Genomic DNA, 19,807 nt, shown 5'->3' on the forward strand with positions numbered 1-19,807 from the left:
TAGCCGACAGTATCGCCGTCGGCCGGCCACGCAACACGGTAAAGGCGACCGAAGCGCTCCACGAGAGCGGGGGGACCTCGGTCGTCGTCAGCGACGAGGAGATTCTGCACGCAGAGCAGACGCTCGGCAGCACCGAAGGCCTCTACGCCGAACCCGCTGGAGCGGCGCCGATCGCCGGGATTCGGAAGGCACTCGCCGAGGGGATCATCGACGACGACGAGTCGGTCCTGGCCGTCGTCACCGGCTCCGGACTGAAAGACACGACGAGTGCGATGGAGGCAGCCGGCAGTCCGACGGAGATCCAGCCCGAGCTCGGCGAGGTTCGACGGCGGTATCGCGTCGACGACTGACGCGCTCCCGCTCGAGCGAGGACGCCAGCGTTCGCACCCGGGGCACCGTCGCGCGATGGCCGTGTCGACGGCGAGGGCGGCCGAGAGTGCATCGACTGACACCGGATGGACCGGAGCGAGGTTGACGAGTAACGAGGCCCAGGCATGGACGGTCTCCTCACGCGCGGCTACATTATCGAAATGAGACGTTCTGTATCTATGAGCTAGATCGAACGCATCGAAATCATCGAGGAGACACCGTGAGCCCTCACTCCCGCCGAAAGAGTGTACGGAGGTCCTCTAGATCGAAGAGTGTCCAATTATTGCCGAGATCCTTCTCGAGTCCACCGACAAAACCACTTTTTGAGAANCGCATCGAAATCATCGAGGAGACACCGTGAGCCCTCACTCCCGCCGAAAGAGTGTACGGAGGTCCTCTAGATCGAAGAGTGTCCAATTATTGCCGAGATCCGTCCCGAGTCCATCGACAAAACCACTTTTTGAGAAGAGTGCAAACTGTTCGTCTCGGTCAGGTGAACCCCATCGGACGTTCTCCGTCTTCGATCGAAGGTCGTCTACGAGTGCGTGACCAACTGGCTCAGTGGTCCATTTGCACTCGGCAAGGAGCATTCGATCAGCATCAGAAGCGAGGCCAACGATATCGATCTCGGTTTCCCCATACCACCATGGTCCAACCTCCGAGTATAGTTCGAGATTTCCTTGCCGGATCTCTTCCCAGATCGCTTCCTGGCAGATCTCTTCAAATGTCCGTGCAGTATGAGTCGAAAGGTTCGGTTCGATCGTTCCCTCGAAGACGACTTGTGGTGCTTCTTCGATACTCGAGCGATTTGGCTCGACGAAGCGAAACCAGAATCGAAGGAACTCGTCGGCGACGTGATAGCGCGAGCGCTTCGATTTCTTCGCAGACGCCGTCACGGGGATTTTGCGGTCGATGAGCCGGAGCCGACGGAGCGTCTGGAGATACTTCGAGAGGGGCCCTGAATCGATCCCTGTTGCTCCGGAAATTTCATTTGGTGTTGTATGACCAAGCGCGACGGCCTCGAGGATGCTCATGTATCGAGCAGGATTGCGCAGTTCNCCTGTTGCTCCGGAAATTTCATTTGGTGTTGTATGACCAAGCGCGACGGCCTCGAGGATGCTCATGTATCGAGCAGGATTGCGCAGTTCCGTTCGCAAGAGAAACTCCGGTTCGTTGTAGAGGACGGCCGTTGGCGAAAGGATTCGTGTTTGGATGTTTGTAGCGAGCGAGTCGTCGTAGTCAAAGAGCGTGAGATACATCGGTGTCCCGCCGGTCACCGAATACGATCGAACTGCATCTTCGATATCGTATCCGATGGCTTCGCTGGCCTGCTGGAACGAGAACGGCTGCAGATCGAGCTGCCCCGTTCGCCGACCGTACAGTGGACTTTCGTGACCAAGCACTGCTGACTCCATCGTGCTCACGCTCGAGCCACAGAGGACGAGCATCGAGTCTGTGTCTTGGAGGTGTTCGTCGACAAACGACTGCAGGTACGATGGGAGCGAGTCGTTTTCGTCGACTAAATAGGGAAATTCGTCGATGACCACCGCGACGGTATCTGTCATGAGTTTCTCGCCAAGGTATTCGAAGGCCTCGTCCCAGCCATCAATCCGAGGGATGCGATCGTCGAACGCATCTGCGACTTGTTCGACGAACTTCTCCCGCTGGCGGTGTTCGGCCTCCTGGGCTGCGAGGAAGTATATGTGGTCGTGTCCAGAACAGAATTCTTTGAGCAGCGCTGTTTTCCCAACTCGACGCCTGCCATATACGACATAGAAGGCATGACCGGACGATTTGAAGGCGGTGTTTAGTGCGGTGAGTTCGTCGGCCCGGTCGTAGAAGGTCATACGCTACATAATGATTACTGCGGTAATGACTTGTCTGTTTTGCCTTTCGGAACTAGAATTATTAAGCAGACGGTCTCGAGAACTGTTTTCTTTACTAGCGAGAGGATCTCGCCCTTTGGGAATGAGTATGTGTAGCAGACCCTCAGTAAGGTCATGGTCACAGCCAAGCAGTGATGACTCGCCTCGGGATGGGAGCGGTTTTCTCGATATCGTCTTCCGTGACATCGTCCGCAGAGAGGGCGAGCATTCGGCGCCTCGTTTTGTCGACGATGTCGGAGACCGTAGCCAGAGTGAAATCGATTTCGCCAGGGTGCAACCACCCAGCGTCCTGTGCAGCCTTCGACCGATCACGCTGGTAGGCGTAGGCCTCCGGACTTTCGCCCAATTCCGCAGCTACCTGCTGGGGCACGTACACCGTCAGATTCCGGCGCTGGACGTGACGCTCGAGAGCCTGCTATTTCTCTTCGACGGGTCACCCATCGCGAACAGCACGCTGCTGTCGATGATGACGACGCTGTCGGTCGGAATCGACTCTTCGGTCATCACTCAGCGAGGTCGAGGGACGGATCGTATGCCGTTGCATCCTCGAGGACGTCCTGGAGCGCAGCGAAGACAGTCATCCCCTCGACTGGGTGAACCTCGAGTTTGTTCGCAGCAGTTCGCTGGGAGAGCTCGCCCTCGATAATGCGGCGAGTGTAGTGAACGGCTGCGGCGAGTTTGGCGACTCCTTGTCGATCGACGAAGACGCGAATATCGTCGTTCTCGAGCTGTCGTCCAATCGCATCGATTACGGCCGGTGTCGCACGGAACTCGCCGTGAGCGCCATCGATTTCGAGCTTGAGCGGTGTTGCGATAACCGTTGTTGGCGTCTCATCCTCGTCTCGAGAAACGATCTTCATCTCCTCGAGTTGCCCGAGATACTTGTATGTCGTCGAGTGAGCCATCTCGAGTTCGTCTTTGATCGTGTCGATTGAGACTGGACCATGCTGCAGAGTATAGATATACAACCGAGCGAGCTGTGGGGTCGTCAGGAGCTGTCTCTTATACACATCTCTGAGCGGGCTGGCAANGATGTGTATAAGAGACAGTCATAATCCATGTTCTATGGATGGTGCATTAAGCCGTTCTCGGAAACGAGCGTTGCTCTCCGGATCAGTTGGTATTGGCATAGCCACCTGGTGGAGGAGTCGTCCTTCTTCATCGGTCGGGGTGTCTGTCTACGCTGTGTCTTCACCAGGGCTCTCTCGATAACGCGAGTAGCCGCTCGAAGAGACGGCGGGACGATCACAGCTGTCGGTAGCGACGCCTACTCGAGGGGCACCGTCGCGTCCTCGCGCGGTGGCTCGCGTGGCTCCGGCGTGTCGAAGGGGTCGCCCCGCCCGGCCTCGAGCGCGTCGAGACAGGTCTCGACGCCGTAGGTTCGCTCCCCGTCCGAACAGGGCACGACACAGCGCAGCTCGCCGTCGACGGAGACGGCCAGACACGCCGTCGGCACCCGGAGTTCGGTGCATGGCCGACACTCGAGCAACGACGTGGTCTCACAGCGGCTGAACGCCGGCCGAAGCGAGTACCCCTCGCGATCGGCCCACGCCTGGAACGAATCGACTGTGTGCGAGACCGACGGGCCGGTGTCGTCGAGTCGCTCGAGGGCGGGCGTCACGGGCCCCCAGGTCGCGACGGTCACGGCGGCGCCGTCGGCCTCGAGACGTCGGACCCGCTCGACGAGCCCGCACAGCTCCTCGACGAGCGCCGCGGACGCGTGCTGGCGGAGGTAGAGCACGACGCGTCGATCCGGTGGCCGGTCTAGCGGATCCATCATGGCACTGATTTCACCACGGAGACGGATAACGGACGTAGCTATCCCGACTGTGGGGAGCCGACACCGCTAGCTATCGGTCGCCCCCGGGGGGCACCGAACGCACGACGGTTGACGACTCAGCTGTATCGCTCGAGGTCAAGCCCGAGGATCACCTGGTACGGGCGAATGGCCTTTCACACTATCTCCGCTACGTGGCCTGAACCACAGTTGCCACCAAATATGTGAAATATACAAAGATATATTGAACGCAGCCGTGTACAGATACCAATGACCGAGTTCGACCCGGCGCCGGAGCCCGATCGGCAACGGTGGCAGGCGGGGACTGATACGTTCGGACGAGTCTACGAGGTCGCGCTTGGCGTTACCTCACCGGCCCCACACACGGAGATTGCAGAGTTGGCCGACTGCTCTCCAAACGCCGCGAAAAAGCACCTGGATCGGTTGTCCGAGATGGGAATCGTTCGGGCGAACACCGACAGCCGTCCCCCGCAGTACGAACGGAACGAGGCATACCTCGAGTGGCAGGACGCGAGCCGAATCGCGGAGGACCTATCCACCGACGACATCATCGACCGGGTCCAGGAACTCGAGGAACGACACGCGACGTTCCAGGAGCAGTTCGGAGCCACACGTCCGACGGACGTGGCCGTGTTCGATCGAGGCGATCACGAGACGCGCCACGAACGGATGGTCGCGGTGAGCGACTGGCAGGGTGTGCTTCGAGATCTGCGGCTCTACGAGCTTGCTCGCCAGCTCTCGCAGAACGACGGCCACCTCATTCCAGCGTAATGAGTTCCCCACCGGATGACGAGCCAGGGGACTCGGTTGGACCACCCGATCGACAGACTCTCCGGCTGCTCGAGCGACAGCTCGGGTCGGATTCGTTGGTCGCCGAGACCACGTTCGATCCGAACAGCCACGAACCGCGACTCCTCCGTGCAGTACTCGACGCAAGCCAGTATCCGGAGTCGATCACCACTGCCCGACTCGATATCCGGTGGTTCACAACCGATGATTTCTCCGTACACTACGTCGAAGAACCGCTCGACGGGACTCGGTGGGAGTGTCGATGGGATCGCCATCCAAATTCGCACAACACTCGCTTGCACTTTCACCACCCACCAACTGCCGAGGAGGTAACCGATCTCTCCGTGCCTTCTCTGCACCCGCTTGAAGTCTACTCGACGGTCCTTGCTGCAGTCGAAACGCGAATCGAAGAACTGTTGTCGATGTGAACTCCCCTGCTTCGCTCGATCTGACGACCCCGTTCGTGAGGGTGGGCTTTCGTGTGGACAAGGGGCTTAGCGCGGCCGTAGCGAGGATACGATACGGACGGTGAGCAACCGATTGCTCGAGCAGGATGTCCGGAAGTATCGGACGCCACAGCTGGCTCTCGGTCGGCCCCTCGGAGGGCACCGAACGCACGACGATGGACGGCTCAGCTGTATCGATCGAGAATCGTCTCGATCAACTATCGTCTGAGAAGTATGTGTCCAAGGGTGAAAACACGAAACAATATCTACGATTGCTAGCTACTTGAAGGTTCAGACCTCGGAAATTTCCTACAGAAAGCCAGCGACTAAATAGCAACATGTGGGCGTAATTCTTGTGTGCTAATAGCAGGCACATGGGGAGTAATAAATCATGGCTAGCCGAAAGTCACAGGACAAGCGGGGAGAATCGTACGAGGAGTCGGACCGATACACCTACGAAGAGGCGACAGAACTCGAACCGGATGCCTTCACCGGTGGGGGAGTAACCCGCCGAACGTTCCTCAGCGTCGCAGCAGCGACCGGCGCTGCACTCGCACTTCCGAGTGTCGTTGCTGGTGACGTAACGCACGACAGCATGACGGACGAAGCGCAGTTCGCTGTCAATGCTACTCCTGAAGAGTACGAGGTCCATCTTGTCCTCGAGTTCACAGATACAACCGCGCTCTCAGCCTTCGAAGGAGAGTTCTGCGAGCCCGGCTGGGACATCGAAACGGAGAGCGCACCCCCGAAAGCAGTGGTCCGCGAGGAACCGACTCCCGCGGCACACGCCTACCTCACCGCCCAGGAACTCGAAACTGTGCTCGAGGACGTCGTCGACTCAGATAGTGTCGAGCACATCGATCATTCGATCGGTGCCAATCCGTTCTGGAAACTCGATGACTGGCCGGAAGACGACACGTATAGTGACCGAGTGTTTCCGGCTGTCGAGGACGCCCGCGATTATATGAACAATGCGGAGTCGTATGCCGGGCTCTCGTATCTCCAGGAGCAGTATCCCGATCGACTCAACGTTCGTGAAGTGGGTCAAAGTCCCGGCTGGGAGAACGTCCGTACTGGTGATGAAACCGATCCACAAGACGTGTTTCTCGTCGAGGTGACCAACGACGTTCAGGATCGTGAGTCGTTCGAAGCGAAAGAAAAGGCAATCTACGAGGTCAATATTCACGGACGCGAGCGAGCCGGTGAGGAAACAGGAACACGGTACATCGAGGATCTCGTAACGGGCAACGCCGATCAAACGGAGCTGCTCGATGAGATCGCGATCCTGTTCCTGTTCGTCAATCCGGATGGCTACTTCAGCCGGCTTCCGGAATTGGTCGATCCGGAGTATCTCGAGTTCACTCGAGGGAACGCCTCGAGTAACGACACGAATCGGCAGTACCCCACGATCGGGTGGGTCGATCCGAACAATTACCCCGGCGAACCTGAGGATGCACCCGAAGAGTACTACGATATCGTTCCCGACGCGATCGCGACGGTCGAGTTCCTGCGCCAGTACGAAAACGTCCGGTATCTCGTCGATTACCACCAGATGGGGACGCGAGAGGAGTTCGACTTCGTCTGGAACCTCGAAGCTAACGCGCAACGAGACCACCGCGGGGTCCACCTTCTCGAAGAAAGCAACGTTCGAGTCGGCGAGCGAATGGAGGCCGAACTGGGTGCGCTTGATGGGTTCGAAGCCGACGTCGAACGCGCCTTAGAGGATTGGTTCGACGAACCCGACCAAGAGCTACAGAATCTGTTCGACTACGGAACTGTCGACGACACACTGGGCTACAACATTTCCGGTGGACTGCTCGACTGGGCCGGACAACCGCGTGAAGACGGCGGACTCGACGCTATTGCCGTCGTCCCGGAAATGGTCTTCGCTGGCGGTGGCGAGGAGTGGTTCCCGTACATGCATCGCCACCTCGAGACGGCCTATCGCATCCAGATGGAGGTGTTCGCCGAACTGACCGCTGCAGATGTCGACGCAACGCTCGACACCGGCGGCCAGGACGTGGCCTACGTCGCGTCCGACGAGCTTACACGATCGTCGGCGGACCTCACTCACACCGATGAGAGTCCGGGCCACGAAGCGGGTCCCGGTCACGAAACGCCGGTCGAAATCACGCGAGAGCAAGCCGACGTCCTGCCCGGCTTTGACGGTCGTATCGAAGAGGTCGTACATCCACAGACGCGGTGTCTCTCAGTGCACGTCGAGCCCGCCGATGACGCAGACGGGGTCGTAGAAATCGTGAATCCGGATGGCGACGTCGTCCGGAAACTCGACACCGATGAGCTGGGCCACTCGGAGTGTTGCCACAGCGGCAACACGGAGTTCTACATTTCTGACCCTCCGGAGGGGACCTGGGTGATCAAGTTCGACGGCGACGGAGAGGTCACCGTCGAAGTCGTCATCATCGACAGCGATGACGAACACCTCGATCCCGAAGAGATCATGGGGTTCTACCAACGAGAGTACTCGGCCAACCCGATGGAGTTCTTCGCAGAGCTCGATGAGTTCGTTGAGGATGGGGAGATAGATGGACTAACAGTCGACGAGGTGCGCTCTAGGGATCTTCTCGACGGCAAAGATCGGCAGTACGACACACTGGTCGTTTCCGGGGAGATGGCCTGTGAGGATCCATCGTACGTCGGTGCGGTCGAAGCGTTCGTAGAGGCGGGCGGAGACCTGGTGCTTACCGACGCTGGTGTGCGCTTGCTGGCTGCACTCGATGTCGGAGACGCAGCAGACATCAGTGAGGGCGATATCGACTCGTTCGGTCTCACTTTTGTCAACGTCTATAACCGTGATCTTGACCACCCACTTCTCGAGGGGGTCCGCGACATCCAGCACGAACTCTGGAAGGCACCACAGGTCGGATACACTCCGGACGAAGACGATCAACCCGTCTATGCAGTCGATGAAGAGGCCTTCGAAGCTGCCGGTGGGACTATCGTCGGTACGTTTGGAGACGACGACGAAGCCGAGGATCTATCGGGAGTTGGGCTTGGGACGCTGGCCATCGGTGACTGCACGATCTACGTTATTGCCTCCGTTCTCCCCCCAGCGAACCAGGAATATCTCCATCAGTTCGGTATGGCCGATCACGCCGTCTCCACGATGGGCCATACGGTGCTTTGCAACGCAATCGGAGGCGAGCAGCGCCGCTATGTTGATGGCGAATTAGTCGCAAGCGTCGGTGAACCTCGTAGCGAGCGGTCAACTGACTGACCAACCCCCAATTTCTTTACACAGAATCAAAATCGCTCCTTCGAGGCCAAACGCAGGTGTTGGTGACAGCGTAGTCCCCGATGTGATCGCAGAAGCATGATCTGCCGGGATCAGAACCGTCCCCCCGACAGTACCGATCTCGAGCAGATCTGAACCGAGCTGACCTTCGGCACGAGGCAAGCGATACCCAGTACCTCGTCGTGAAGTTGAACCAGCTGTCCCAATGATCACTAGCACGGTCGAGAGCACTAAACTGACCGAAGATGCACTCGAGTGAACACCGCTCCGCTACAACGACGCAAGCTCCGAGCGGAGCTGCCGAACTCCCGATTCTCAGTACCGATCGAGGGGAAGGCTGGACGGCTCAGCTATACCGCTCGAGAATCGTCTCGAGATCGTAGTGCGAACCCGGCCCCCCGCCGTCCTCCCCGCGGGCGGGGCGGGCGTCGACCGAGAACGTGTACGCGCCGGTGATGGTGTCACTCGAGAAGGCGAACTCCCGCTCGTCGTTCCACACCGCCGACCAGTTGTAGGGGGCCGTTCCCGGCGAGTGGCGCGTGTCGGCCCGCTCGAGTTCGCAGTCGGTCGCGAAGCGCTCGGTCGCCACGGGGTTGCAGGGGTCGGTGATGTTGGCGACCCAGAACCCCTGCGAGTAGCCGCCGTCGACCAGCAGCGTCTCGTCGCCGTCCTGCAGGATGTCGTGGAAGTGCGTCGTCCAGACGCCGACGTCCTGTTCCCTCACATCGGGTGAGTAGAAGTGGCTGATCGGCTGTGGGTCCTCGAGCGATCCCTCGCCCCAGCCGATGTCGAAGACGTGTTTCCCACCGGGCAGCTCCCCGAACAGCTCGTCGCCGACGATCGCGATGTCGCGATTGGGATCGAAGTGGGCCTGGTGGCAGTCCTCGAACCCCGGCTCGCCGACCTCGGTGTAGTCGGGCTGGTCGTCGTAGTCGAACCGGCCGATCTCCTCGGGATGCAGCGGGTCCTCGGAGATATCGAGGATGACGTAGCCCACGAAGTCGCCGCCGATGTACGCACAGTGGAGGACCTCCCGGATCGGGTCGACCTCGAGGGCGTGACAGAAGCCGTCGGGGCCGAACGGACCCGTCTGCTCCGGATCGCCCGGCTCACTGACGTCGACGGGGATCACGCCCGGCTCGCTCTCGGCCTTGTCGATCATGTAGACCACTGTGTCCTCGGGATGCTCGGCGTTGGTGTGCGAGCCGGTGTTGGGCGTCTCGAGCGTCGCCAGCACCTCGGGTTCCTCCGGAGTGCCCTCGCCCCAGCCGAAGTCGACGACCGACATCCCCAGCGGTTCCTCTGCGCCCTCGTCCATCTCGTGGGTAACGTAGTAGAGTCCGTCACGGGTGCCGTCGAACCGCATGTGGTTCGACCGGTGGTTCTCGACCGGCCACTCGAGCTCGTGGGCGACCGTCGGCTGCTCGAGATCGGAGAGGTCGTACAGCGTCGCGACGACGGTGCTGTCGTTCCCGGTCGAGTCGTCGCTTCGAGGGAAGCTACTTACGCCGCCCCACATCCCGTCGGGACTGGTGGTGCCGAACGTGTAGCGGGGCTTCTCGCCCTCCGGCAGTGTGTGTCCGAGCAGGTCGGTGCGACCGCACGTCCGCGCGTTCGCCTGGTCGGGTGTACTCGAGGAAGCGCCGTTCGACCCCTGTCCGGCCGCCGTTCCCGTCCCGAGCGCGGCGGTGGCCAGCCCGGCGATTCCGATCCGTTGCAGCAGCGTCCGGCGTGGTGTGTCACTCATGATGGTTCGCTCTGTCTCGAACGCGAGACCATCCAGCGTACCGGACGAATAATTGTATCAGTACGTAACTGGTTCAATCATCGAAAAGTAGGGGAAGAGTTATACATTGCCTTCATGAGATCATTCGTTTACTCAAGCAAAGATCGCCTCGTGAGTAGGCCTGAGTCCGGCGTCCGTACTCCGGCGGACCGACGGCCCGACGCTCGGCCCATACGGGAATCGGCGTCGACAGCGGTATCGGAGTTGGAGCCGGACACCAGCTTCGTGCGGCATGCGCGTTCGGGATCAGGCTCGCCAACCCGAACGCGCATGCCGCCCAGAGCCGTCTCACGGCAACGGTCGAGTCGAGCTCCCACTCTTTGCCGTTTGCCCGAACTCGAGGACGCCGTCCTCACGATCGCTCGAGGATCCTCTCGCGGCCGAACGTGCTCGACGCGTCTCTCGGTAGCGTTCGCCATAGAAGGCCGATCCCTCAAGTGTCGGCGGCCCCGATTTCGGCCGAGATGAGTAGCTCACCGGCCACCGACCCCGTCGAAAGCGAACCCGAGAGCGCTGCCGGCGACTGGACGCTCGAGCGATCCGTCGAGCGCTACCCCGACCTCGAGGTGGGGGAGCTCGTTCGGTTCACCAAGCCGATCACGGAGGCGGACGTCTCCGCGTTCGCCGACGCGAGCGGCGATCTGAACCCCTTGCATCTCGACGAGGAGTACGCCGAAGAGACGATGTTCGACGGCCGGATCGCCCACGGTGGGCTGGTCGCGGGCACGATCTCGGCGGCGCTGGCCCAGTTCCCCGGCGTCGTGATTTACCTCTCCCAGGATCTGGAGTTCCGCGACCCAGTCGAGGTCGGGGGGACGGTGACCGCGACCTGTGAAATCGTCGAGGCACTGGGCGAGAACCGGTACCGACTCGAGACGACCGCGGTCGACGAGGCCGAGAACACGGTGATCGCCGGCGAGGCAGTCGTCGCCATCAACCCGCCGCCCGCCGACGACTGAGCCGACGCCGACCTCGTTTTGCGAGCGGTCGAGACCGGGTAGCCGAATGTCCTCGCTGGCGAGTTGCGGCGACCCGCCTCAGCGCTCGATCCCGTACACCTCGCGCGTCCAGTCGCGCGTCGGGGTGTCGTACACCGGTCGGTCGCGATCGCGCTCGTCCAGCCGTCGGCGGTCGGCCTCGTCCAGCGACCAGTCGAGATCGGCGTTGGCCCGCACGTGCTCGGGGGTCGCCGACCGTGGCAGCGCGACCATGCCGCGGTCGAGCAGCCACCGAAGCGTCACCTGGGCGGGGCTCTTCTCGTACGTCTCGGCGAGCTCGCGGACGACCGCGTCGTCGAACACGTCCGTCCGCCCGAACGGCGCCGCCGCCTCGATGACGGTGTCCGACTCTTGGCAGTAGTCGACGAGGTCGGGCCGCTGGAACCAGGGATGGAACTCGATCTGGTTGACCGCGATCGGAACGTCCGTAATGTGGTGGGCACAGCTCAGCTGATACGCGCTGAAGTTCGAGACCCCCACGTTGCGAACGAGCCCGCGATCGTGGAGTCGGGCCATCGCCTGCAGCGACTCCCGGAGCGAGATTGCGGGGTTGGGCCAGTGGATGAGGTAGAGATCGAGGTACTCGGTCCCAAGTCGCTCCAGCGACGCCTCACACGCCCGGATCAGCGACTCGTAGTCGAGGTTCTTCGGGAGGACCTTCGACGTGAGAAACACGTCCTCGCGGTCGTACTCCGCGAGCACGTCGCCGATGACCGCCTCGTTGTGGTACCCCTCGGCGGTGTCGATGTGGGTGTAGCCAGCCTCGAGCGCCGTACGAACGCTGGTGGCCGTCTGTTCGTCGTCGAGACCGTACGTGCCTAGGCCGAGCGCGGGCAGTTCGTCGCCGCTCGGGAGCGTTCGTGTGGGGTTGCTCACACGGCACATTCACAAGGCCAATAATTGAACCTACCGCTTCTGGGGGGTGAGTCCGGTATCTGGCTCAGGATTCGACCGTCCCGAGGACGCGGTCCCGCAGCTCTCCCTCGGAGATCTCGCCGCGGTTGTACGCCTCGACCCACTCGGTCCGGACCGTGACGCTGCCAATCGCCTGACCGTCGTCGGTTTCGACCGCGCCCTCGAGCTGCTCGGTGGGCGCGTCGCCGCGTTCCACGTAGGAGCTGTAGACCGCCAGCACGTCCTGTACGTCCCGCGCGAGCTCGAGTTGTCCTCCGGTTCGTCTCCCGACGCGTCGTTCCCGTCGTCCGTCTCGCTCCCGTCGTCACCCTCGGTTCCGTTCACCTCGTCCTCGGCGTCGGAATCGGCGGCGTCCGAACAACCACTGAGTAACAGTACGCTGCCGATACCGAGGACGGCCCTCCGTCGCGTCGTCTCGTCCATACCCGAACCGCGCTCTCGAGCCAGTAGAAGGCTCTCGTTCTCACACGAAACCGACCCGCTCTCCATTATCGGAATATAACTCACGATATCTTATATTTTATATCACTAAATGATGTGAATGTAGAAATGCATTAATGGGTGGGTGGGGTTATTTTCAGACATGGACAGGCGAAAAGTCCTTCTCGGTGGTACTGGTGTGCTCACGACGCTCGTCGCCGGCTGTGTTGGCGAACTCCAGTCGGAGACCAGCGCGGGGCGTGGCGCGGCTGACAACAATCCCGGAAACAGCGGCGGGCAGGGCAACCGAAACGACGACCATCCCGGTCAGGGCCGGGGACAGGGCGGCCCGAACGGCGTTCCCGACTTCGTCCCCGAGGAGGTCAAACTCGACAGCGGCGTAGTCATCTCCATCGAGGAGTTCCGACGCCGCGGTCAAACGTTGACGGTCGTGCTCGCCACGGGCATCAAGGATCTGGCGCAGCTGCGCGACGACCTCGACGAACTCCTGGCGGAACTCGAGGAGGGGATCGAGGACGCCGAGGGATTCTTCGACCAGATCGAGACGGTCGACACCACGGTCGCACACACGTCCGGACGGCCGCTCGCGTCGGCTCAGCTCAGCGGTGACAAACTGCGCGCATACGCAGACGGCGAGCTAACCGAAGAGGATCTGATCGCGGAGTCTCGAAAACAGATCGAGCTGGTGTAGCCGCTCGAGGCAGCGCTTTTGACTGTGCTACGGATGGCCAGCGGACGCTGTCACACTACAGACGGCCAGAATCCGACATCTATTGCAGCGCGCACCCAAAACCACTCGTCGTTAATTTTGACAGCGGTCTCGTCAACAGCGACCTGCGACGGTGACACCGACGTTGCAGCGGCCGGTGCCGAACTGTCCGAGTGGATTGACAGTCGTTCCGGCTTAGGGATACAGCGGTTGGTCGATCTCTTCAGTCATGTCGTCGCCCACGGCGACCTCGTTAGGCACCTCGGGACAGCAATCGAGGCAGGTGAGCTCGTGGCGGTTCGGGCCCTGCCACTGCTCGCGCTCGAGCCAGACGCCGGTACGTGCGTCGCCGTCGATCGTCGCACCGCACTGGTAGCAGTCGTTGGGAACGCCGGGTGCGGTCGGTCGGGGCCAGTAGAGCTGCATGGGCAACCGTTAGCACTCAATTATCATAACTCTACTTGCTCACGAAACTCTATATGTTCTCGATAAGTCGGCCCAGTACTGCGATTATTTTCTTACAGAGTCAAATTCTTGGACAGTATATAATATATCTAACTGTTCTATACAGCGTGATCGTCCAGACGAGTGAACCGACCCGGAGACAGATCGGTGACGCCACGACTCACCCTCTCCGTTCGCTCGAGTCGCCCTCGAACCGAACTCGAGCGACCAACGAGGAACCGAAGCCGGAACGCCGAGTTCTCGAGCCCAATAGCCGACGGATCTTACTAAAAGCCTCTGGAAGATGTGTAGGGCGACGTAGAAGGTAGGTTTAGGTTCTGAAATAGCTAAGGCTCTTCTAACGAAGTAAAACCGAACAAGCTGATATTCATACCTTTCTGGGAAGCTATTTGTACAACTTATCCTACTCGACGGTTGCAAATGTCGAAGGCAAGCAAGAGAAAGGAGAAGAACGGAACTCAAGAGACAAAGAACGGAACGGAGTCGCTGTTCGGATCGGTCGACAGACGGACCGTGATGAAGGGGATCGGCGCCGCGGGACTCGTCGGCGTCGGGGCGTCGTCCGCCAGCGCAAGTACGAGCGACGAGGGGTTCGATCCGGTCGAAGCGACCGTCGCGGACGTCCACGACGCGATCGAGAGCGGCGAGGCCACCGCACGCGAGATCGTCGAGGACTACCTCGAGCGGATCGAGGTGTACGACGAGGCGATCAACTCGATCATCAGGGTCAACGAGAACGCGCTCGACCGGGCCGCCGAACTCGACGAGCAGTACGCGGCGTCGGGACCGGTCGGACCGCTTCACGGCGTTCCCCTGATCCTGAAGGACAACAACGACACCGGCGATATGCCGACGACGAACGGCTCGCTCTCGATGGAACACTCCCAGCCCGAGGACGACGCGTTCATCGTCCGGCAGCTCCGCGAGGCGGGCTGTGTCGTCGTCGCGAAGGCGAACTTGGACGAGTTCGCTCGAGGGATCACCGCCGACAGCTCGCTGGGCGGCCAGACCCGGAACCCCTACGCTCTCGGCCGCAATCCGAGCGGGTCGAGTGCCGGAACCGGGGCGGCGCTCGCGGCGAATCTGGCCGTCCTGGGAACCGGGACCGACACCTGTGGGTCGACCCGTAACCCGTCGGCGTTCGGGAGTCTCGCGGGCCTCCGCCCGACGATCGGGTTGATCAGCCGGGACGGGATCATCCCGTTGAGCCTCGAGCGCGACACCGCGGGGCCGATGGCGCGAACGGTCACGGATATGGCGGTGATGCTCGACGCCATGGTCGGCTACGACCCCGCGGACCCGCCCACCTCCCGGGGTGCAAACGAGATTCCCGCGAACACCGATCGGATCGCCGGCGACAGCTACACCGACTACCTCGACGAGGACGCACTGGACGGGCTGTGTATCGGCGTCCTCAGGGACTTCTTCGGACCCGATATCGACGAGGAGGACCAGGACTGTTCGTGTAACGACGAGGACGAGGACCCCGTTGCACAGGCCGAAGCCGAGGCCGAACAGGTGACGGCCGTCGTCGAATCGGCCCTCGAGGAGATGGAGCGACAGGGCGCCGAAATCGTCGAGATCGAGTCGATCCCGAACTACGACGACCTTCAGGAGGCCGCGAGCGAGCCCTCGGTCTTCAAAGCGGATCTCGACGCCTACCTCGAGGGGGTGGACAACGAGTACGAGACGCTCGCGGAGATCGTCGAGTCGGATCTGTACTCCTGTGGGAAGGCCGACTCCCTCCGGACGTCGGACGAAGAGGACGATCCGGACGTCCGCGAGACCGACGAGTACACCCGCTCGGTAGCGGGGAAGATCGAACTCCGCGACGCGGTCGAGGGACTGATGCTCGAGCGAGGTGTCGACGTGCTGGCCTACCCGACGCTGTCGCACCCGCCCGCCGAGATCGGCGAGAGCCAGCCCGGTTCGAACTGCTCGCTGAGCGCGAACTCGCAGCTCCCGGCGATCGCGGTTCCCGCCGGCTACACCGAGGACGAACGGCTCCCGATCGGCGTGGAGATGCTGGGCTTCGAGTTCGACGAACCGACGCTCATCGGGGCGGCCTACGCCTACGAGCAGGCGGCCGACCCGCGCGAGACGCCCGACGGCTTCGGTCCGCTTCCCGCCGAGGCGCCCGAGGTCCCGAACCCCGACTACGAGGTTGGGATCGCGGCAGAAGACGACTGCTAATCGGCCGCCGGAGCACGGGCAAAGGGAGCCGAACCGAACTCGAGGTGATCGCTCCGCGACCCGAGTATCGAACCATCCGTGCAGGAATCGTCCGACCGCACGGCTCGTCCGTCGAGATCCACAACCGGTCCATCTGAAAGAGGGCGAATCGCCCTCCGTCACGGTAGGTGGTGGTGGTCCAAAGCGACCATTCGGTCGCTCGGACACCCGGATACTAGCGCACAGTTGCATAAGTGGGCGGCTTGCGGGCGAGTTCTGCCGATCCGCACAATCGACAGGCCACGCGCCGGGTCGAACGTTCGTCGGCGGTTTCGGGCCCGACTCGAGACGGTCCCGATCGTCGAGCGCACCGTGTGAGGAGCGGCTGTTCGACCGCTACCCCATCTTGTGGAGCTCGAGGCGCTTGATGAGCAGTCGGTTCGTTCCGCCGATGAGCAACAGGACGACCAGCAGTCCAACGACGTTGACGACGATTCCCATAAACCAGAGCTGCGGGACGAAAACGGCGGGATCGACGACCATCCGAAGCGCCTCGCGAGCGAGGACGAAAAACACCAGTCCGTACCCGACCCCGATCGCCGCGAACACCCAGTACAGCCAATCGTTCATATGGTTTGATCTTTTTTCTCCAGGATAATAGCTGCGGCCGAGCGCACCACGGGAGTGTCCGACTTCCTTGCGTCGCGGTCGTCCCGAACGCGTGGCTCGAGAAGTCCCGACCCCGCCGACCGTGCGAGGAAAGCGATCCGAAACGGACAGTCTCGAGCCCTGAAACGGCGAAGGACACTAGTTCGGGGCGTTCCTAGACGAGCTAATGACCCCGGACCGAGATCTGGCCGATCGGCTGGCGGCCGCGGACGATCCGGAGCTCCTGCTGGCCTGGAAGCTGTGGTGCGAGCGGGGCGTGATCCTGCCGGGGTACGCCGGCGAGATCGCCGAACTCCGCCGGCTCAAACGCGAGTGGGACGACGCGGACGAGCCGCTACGCTAGCGATCGTCGGCCACGAGAGCGCCACGTCGGCCTCGAGGGCGAGCGAAAACCGTTCGTAGGTCACCGCAAAAACGCCGCCGCTACGAGCGCAACGTTCTGAAAGGGTGGGGTGGTGGTCGCGCCGCGGTGCCGAGTGGGGTGGCCGGCAGCGCGGCGACGACCCGGGTAGGGGTGGGGAGGCGGGATTCCGCCAGCACACTCTACCGCCGACACGATAAAAACGATTCCTCCAAAGCAGGTTGGGTCGCCGTGAACCCGCAAGCAAACCGCGGCCCGCGCTCACTCGCGTACGACGTCGATCCCGTGGTGTGCGAGCAGCGTCGCGGCGACCGCCTCGGACCACTCGGTTCGCGTCTCGAGGGCGGTGTCGTGGCGAGTGACCTCGGTCAGGTAGCCCGCCACCCCGAGGTCGGCCGAGACCTTGTGGATCAGTCGCGGCTGGGAGCCGTCGAGCGTGTTGCCCCGCGTGAAGCTGTAGGCACCGTCGTACCGGCTCGAGGGCCGAATCTCGCTCTCGTTGAGCGAGTCGTTCGCGCGGGCGGCGACCCGCCGGGCGTTGCCGGCCTCGGTGGGGAAGATCGCCTGGCCGAACCCGCTGGGGCCGCGCGAGGAACCCCAGATTCCCATCGAGCTGTGCATGTCGATCACGGCCGCCGGGTCCATCTCGGTGATAAATGACCAGATCGACTCGGCGATCGGCGTCGTCGGCGAGCGACCCGACGGGAACTGCTGGTTGAGGTCGCCGTCGGGGCCGCTGTAGGTTTCGTCTCTGACCGCGGGAGCGTTGGCTTCCGGGATCACGACGAGCGTGCCCCGATCGAACGTCCACTCGCGAACGCTGTGGGCGGCGTCGACGCCGGCGATCTCGCTGCCGTGGACGCCGCCGAGGACGACCACGGTCTCGCCGTCGTCCGGCGCGTCGCGGACGTACGCCGGCGTTTCGTACTGCGTCCCCGAACGCAGCGTTCGCGTCTCCTCGTTGATCGCCGCTGATTCGGCAGCGCGTCCCGATCGCGTGCCGACGAGGCCGCCGCCCACCGTCGTCGCCGCTACCCCAAGCAGCAGGGACCGTCGCGTGACTGTGCCTCGTGGTGACGCCGATCGAGCGGATGAATTTTCATCTGTCATTTTCTCTTCTGTGACAACTATATGCTTGCTATATAAAATTAGCCAATCGAGATTGTATAAAATAACCCTGCATGGAGCGGAACCGCCGGCGTCCACCGCTGACTGGCGTGACGGACGGGCCGGTTCCTCGAGCGCTCGACGGACGTGCCCGTCGCTGTCGGGCGAGCCGAAACACCGCGGGCGCTACGAAAACGTCGACGAGGAGCGACCGCTCGAGCCACGAGATCGTTCCGTAGAAAAGTTCGGTCGAGCGCACGATGGGGCGTGCGCGAGTCGTCCAACGGCCGTCGAACGGGTCGCCGTCGGGGTGGGTGTCTACGAGTCGCGCGCGACCGTCACGCGATCGGGCGTGATCGTCGCGGTATAGGTCGCGTCGGCCTCGAACGCGACCGTTACGCTCGCGGCCGCGGTGTCACTCGCGAACAGCGCGTCGAGCGCCTGCGGATCGAGATGGTCGTAGAGGACGAGCCCGAACTCGTCGCCGAGTGTGGTCGCATCGGTATCCTCGAGAGCGGCGATCGCCTCGAGGACGGCGACGGTCGGCGTGGTGTCGGGGCCGTACTCGCGTTCGATGCTGAGCGCTCCGGCCGCGTCGGGATCGGTGTCGCTGGCAGCCATTCAGTGGGCCCCGTACTCGACGTGGATCGTCGGCGACTGGGACCCGGTTCGATCGAGGACGCGTGCGTTGGCCATGTCGCCGGAGAACCGGAACCGGGTGGTGCCGGCCTCGATCGCGCCTTCGGCGGCGTGTTCCGAGACGACGGCCGTTCCGGCGCCGTCGGCGGCCTCGATCGTCCCGTCGACGGTGATCTCGAAGCTCGCGGGAGCGCCGTGTCCGACGATCGTTACGCAGTTGGGGAGGGCAGGGGCATCGTTCGGGGCGTCTTCGTTCAGGATCGCAGCGTCGCGTGCCATACACCTGACGAGAGAACAGGAGAACTTAGTGCTTTCTGTCGAAGTAACGGTGTATTGGGACGAATTAGATAGATATGAGAACGAACAGAGTGTATTTTGATCGAATTGTTCAGGTTTACAACTCACTCTTCGGAGGGACAATAGGTGGCTAGCCACCAGGACACCTCATGCCGTTGGCGTGGTAACACCCGACTACCGCGGACGAGCCAGGTAAACACTCCGTTAGCGGAGTCCCGTCTGCGGTGAGTCGGTACCTACACCGAGCCCGCTCGAGTCGATCGGCGGTTCCCCGCCGCGGGAAGCGCCGGTTCCGTCCGCCACGATCGACGACGGATCGCGGGGAAAACGGCGCACAAAGCCGGTCAGTGCAACGAGATCTCGCAGTACGGACACACCATCGACCGCTCGGGAATCTCCCGGCGACAGTTGGGGCACTCGAGGTCCTCGTCCGCCTCGTGAAGTGGGGCGTAGGGCACGGTTGACCACCACCTTGACGTTCGGTAGCCAGTGGCATAAGCCTCACTCGCCGCCGCGGTGACTGTCCCCCGGCGTGGCTGGTGGCGAGCGGACCGGTCGGGCCGACATCGGCTCGAGCGGGAATCACGGGACATCGAACCGTCATGTACGACAACAGTTACAGCGGTTCGAGGAGAAAGCCCACGACTTCAGTCGTGGGATGAATCCGACAGTAATTTGGCGTGCGAACACGTACCAGTGATTGG

At 62.0% G+C, this 19,807-nt stretch carries 21 protein-coding genes and 1 pseudogene; 8 read left to right on the plus strand and 14 right to left on the minus strand.

From position 1 onward, the window contains the following. A partial coding sequence (locus tag C491_RS17275; protein WP_005558659.1) for a threonine synthase occupies positions 1–350 on the plus strand: 350 nt, incomplete at its 5' end. A gap of 384 nt (positions 351–734) precedes the next feature. Here C491_RS17275 and C491_RS17280 read toward each other — a convergent pair. The 4 genes from C491_RS17280 to C491_RS17295 form a co-directional block, all read right to left on the minus strand. Continuing rightward, positions 735–2,216 (minus strand): ATP-binding protein, encoded by a 1,482-nt coding sequence (locus C491_RS17280; RefSeq protein ID WP_005558661.1) that lies wholly within the window; start codon positions 2,214–2,216, stop codon positions 735–737. 417 nt (positions 2,217–2,633) lie between these two features. Then, positions 2,634–2,759 (minus strand): hypothetical protein, encoded by a 126-nt coding sequence (locus tag C491_RS24045; protein WP_275040020.1) that lies wholly within the window; start codon positions 2,757–2,759, stop codon positions 2,634–2,636. After that, a complete protein-coding gene (locus tag C491_RS17290; RefSeq protein WP_005558665.1) occupies positions 2,759–3,160 on the minus strand; it encodes a DUF7437 domain-containing protein in 402 nt (133 codons plus the stop codon). Before C491_RS17290 ends, C491_RS24045 begins: the two co-directional genes overlap by 1 nt. Before the next feature lie 362 nt (positions 3,161–3,522). Continuing rightward, complete coding sequence (locus tag C491_RS17295; protein ID WP_152421381.1) at positions 3,523–4,035, minus strand: HTH domain-containing protein; 513 nt, start codon at positions 4,033–4,035, stop codon at positions 3,523–3,525. Positions 4,036–4,302: 267 nt separating this feature from the next. On the opposite strand from C491_RS17295, the gene C491_RS17300 reads away from it, so the two are divergent. The 3 genes from C491_RS17300 (at position 4,303) to C491_RS17310 (ending at position 8,526) form a co-directional block, all read left to right on the plus strand. Continuing rightward, entirely contained in the window at positions 4,303–4,824 is a 522-nt protein-coding gene (locus tag C491_RS17300; protein ID WP_005558668.1) for a DUF7342 family protein, read from the plus strand. Then, positions 4,824–5,270 carry a hypothetical protein gene (locus tag C491_RS24300; RefSeq protein WP_005558670.1) on the plus strand — a complete coding sequence of 149 codons (447 nt, stop codon included), beginning with the start codon at positions 4,824–4,826 and terminating at the stop codon, positions 5,268–5,270. Before C491_RS17300 ends, C491_RS24300 begins: the two co-directional genes overlap by 1 nt. 409 nt (positions 5,271–5,679) lie before the next feature. Then, positions 5,680–8,526: a M14 family zinc carboxypeptidase gene (locus C491_RS17310; RefSeq protein ID WP_005558672.1), complete on the plus strand. Its 2,847-nt coding sequence runs from the start codon at positions 5,680–5,682 to the stop codon at positions 8,524–8,526. 364 nt (positions 8,527–8,890) lie between these two features. On the opposite strand, the gene C491_RS17315 is transcribed toward C491_RS17310, so the two are convergent. Then, positions 8,891–10,291 carry an LVIVD repeat-containing protein gene (locus C491_RS17315; protein WP_005558674.1) on the minus strand — a complete coding sequence of 467 codons (1,401 nt, stop codon included), beginning with the start codon at positions 10,289–10,291 and terminating at the stop codon, positions 8,891–8,893. 503 nt (positions 10,292–10,794) lie between these two features. Here C491_RS17315 and C491_RS17320 point away from each other — a divergent pair. Further along, the gene (locus tag C491_RS17320; protein WP_049892254.1) at positions 10,795–11,289 is read left to right on the plus strand and encodes a MaoC family dehydratase; all 495 of its coding nucleotides are present in this window, start codon (positions 10,795–10,797) and stop codon (positions 11,287–11,289) included. Between the two features lie 78 nt (positions 11,290–11,367). Here C491_RS17320 and C491_RS17325 read toward each other — a convergent pair whose 3' ends face one another. Both C491_RS17325 and C491_RS17330 read right to left on the minus strand, forming a co-directional pair. Continuing rightward, the gene (locus C491_RS17325) at positions 11,368–12,204 is read right to left on the minus strand and encodes an aldo/keto reductase (protein ID WP_005558678.1); all 837 of its coding nucleotides are present in this window, start codon (positions 12,202–12,204) and stop codon (positions 11,368–11,370) included. Positions 12,205–12,268: 64 nt separating this feature from the next. Beyond that, on the minus strand, positions 12,269–12,463 hold the full coding sequence (locus tag C491_RS17330; protein WP_005558679.1) for a hypothetical protein: 195 nt from the start codon (positions 12,461–12,463) through the stop codon (positions 12,269–12,271). A gap of 363 nt (positions 12,464–12,826) precedes the next feature. On the opposite strand from C491_RS17330, the gene C491_RS17335 reads away from it, so the two are divergent. Beyond that, positions 12,827–13,375: a hypothetical protein gene (locus C491_RS17335; RefSeq protein ID WP_049892248.1), complete on the plus strand. Its 549-nt coding sequence runs from the start codon at positions 12,827–12,829 to the stop codon at positions 13,373–13,375. Between the two features lie 74 nt (positions 13,376–13,449). On the opposite strand, the pseudogene C491_RS24415 reads toward C491_RS17335, so the two are convergent. Beyond that, a pseudogene (locus tag C491_RS24415) lies at positions 13,450–13,527 on the minus strand (IS6 family transposase); the annotation flags it as partial. A gap of 61 nt (positions 13,528–13,588) precedes the next feature. After that, on the minus strand, positions 13,589–13,819 hold the full coding sequence (locus tag C491_RS17340) for a hypothetical protein (protein ID WP_005558683.1): 231 nt from the start codon (positions 13,817–13,819) through the stop codon (positions 13,589–13,591). Positions 13,820–14,278: 459 nt separating this feature from the next. Here C491_RS17340 and C491_RS17345 point away from each other — a divergent pair, with 459 nt between their 5' ends. After that, entirely contained in the window at positions 14,279–16,051 is a 1,773-nt protein-coding gene (locus tag C491_RS17345) for an amidase (protein ID WP_005558685.1), read from the plus strand. 375 nt (positions 16,052–16,426) lie between these two features. On the opposite strand, the gene C491_RS17350 is transcribed toward C491_RS17345, so the two are convergent. Beyond that, entirely contained in the window at positions 16,427–16,660 is a 234-nt protein-coding gene (locus tag C491_RS17350) for a hypothetical protein (protein WP_005558687.1), read from the minus strand. 205 nt (positions 16,661–16,865) lie between these two features. Here C491_RS17350 and C491_RS23405 point away from each other — a divergent pair, with 205 nt between their 5' ends. After that, positions 16,866–17,042, plus strand: coding sequence for a hypothetical protein (locus tag C491_RS23405; protein WP_005558688.1), 177 nt, complete (start codon positions 16,866–16,868; stop codon positions 17,040–17,042). A gap of 279 nt (positions 17,043–17,321) precedes the next feature. Here C491_RS23405 and C491_RS17355 read toward each other — a convergent pair whose 3' ends face one another. The 4 genes from C491_RS17355 to C491_RS22740 form a co-directional block, all read right to left on the minus strand. Next, positions 17,322–18,080, minus strand: a complete 759-nt coding sequence (locus tag C491_RS17355) for a M14 family metallopeptidase (RefSeq protein WP_005558690.1) — start codon at positions 18,078–18,080, stop codon at positions 17,322–17,324. Positions 18,081–18,485: 405 nt separating this feature from the next. Beyond that, positions 18,486–18,788 carry a HalOD1 output domain-containing protein gene (locus C491_RS17360; protein ID WP_005558692.1) on the minus strand — a complete coding sequence of 101 codons (303 nt, stop codon included), beginning with the start codon at positions 18,786–18,788 and terminating at the stop codon, positions 18,486–18,488. Continuing rightward, positions 18,789–19,085, minus strand: coding sequence for a hypothetical protein (locus C491_RS17365; RefSeq protein WP_005558694.1), 297 nt, complete (start codon positions 19,083–19,085; stop codon positions 18,789–18,791). Between the two features lie 362 nt (positions 19,086–19,447). After that, on the minus strand, positions 19,448–19,561 hold the full coding sequence (locus C491_RS22740; protein ID WP_152421382.1) for a zinc-ribbon domain-containing protein: 114 nt from the start codon (positions 19,559–19,561) through the stop codon (positions 19,448–19,450). Between the last annotated feature and the right edge of the window lie 246 nt (positions 19,562–19,807).

The sequence above is a fragment of the Natronococcus amylolyticus DSM 10524 genome (assembly GCF_000337675.1).
Taxonomy (GTDB): domain Archaea; phylum Halobacteriota; class Halobacteria; order Halobacteriales; family Natrialbaceae; genus Natronococcus; species Natronococcus amylolyticus.

Bases quoted from the DNA above. Each gene is read 5' to 3' on its own strand.
- C491_RS24045 (WP_275040020.1), bottom strand. From the start codon at position 2,759: ATGACCGAAGAGTCGATTCCGACCGACAGCGTCGTCATCATCGACAGC.
- C491_RS17290 (WP_005558665.1), bottom strand. From the start codon at position 3,160: ATGGCTCACTCGACGACATACAAGTATCTCGGGCAACTCGAGGAGATG.
- C491_RS17295 (WP_152421381.1), bottom strand. From the start codon at position 4,035: ATGATGGATCCGCTAGACCGGCCACCGGATCGACGCGTCGTGCTCTAC.
- C491_RS17300 (WP_005558668.1), top strand. From the start codon at position 4,303: ATGACCGAGTTCGACCCGGCGCCGGAGCCCGATCGGCAACGGTGGCAG.
- C491_RS24300 (WP_005558670.1), top strand. From the start codon at position 4,824: ATGAGTTCCCCACCGGATGACGAGCCAGGGGACTCGGTTGGACCACCC.
- C491_RS17310 (WP_005558672.1), top strand. From the start codon at position 5,680: ATGGCTAGCCGAAAGTCACAGGACAAGCGGGGAGAATCGTACGAGGAG.
- C491_RS17315 (WP_005558674.1), bottom strand. From the start codon at position 10,291: ATGAGTGACACACCACGCCGGACGCTGCTGCAACGGATCGGAATCGCC.
- C491_RS17320 (WP_049892254.1), top strand. From the start codon at position 10,795: ATGAGTAGCTCACCGGCCACCGACCCCGTCGAAAGCGAACCCGAGAGC.
- C491_RS17335 (WP_049892248.1), top strand. From the start codon at position 12,827: ATGGACAGGCGAAAAGTCCTTCTCGGTGGTACTGGTGTGCTCACGACG.
- C491_RS17340 (WP_005558683.1), bottom strand. From the start codon at position 13,819: ATGCAGCTCTACTGGCCCCGACCGACCGCACCCGGCGTTCCCAACGAC.
- C491_RS17345 (WP_005558685.1), top strand. From the start codon at position 14,279: ATGTCGAAGGCAAGCAAGAGAAAGGAGAAGAACGGAACTCAAGAGACA.
- C491_RS17350 (WP_005558687.1), bottom strand. From the start codon at position 16,660: ATGAACGATTGGCTGTACTGGGTGTTCGCGGCGATCGGGGTCGGGTAC.
- C491_RS23405 (WP_005558688.1), top strand. From the start codon at position 16,866: ATGACCCCGGACCGAGATCTGGCCGATCGGCTGGCGGCCGCGGACGAT.
- C491_RS17360 (WP_005558692.1), bottom strand. From the start codon at position 18,788: ATGGCTGCCAGCGACACCGATCCCGACGCGGCCGGAGCGCTCAGCATC.
- C491_RS17365 (WP_005558694.1), bottom strand. From the start codon at position 19,085: ATGGCACGCGACGCTGCGATCCTGAACGAAGACGCCCCGAACGATGCC.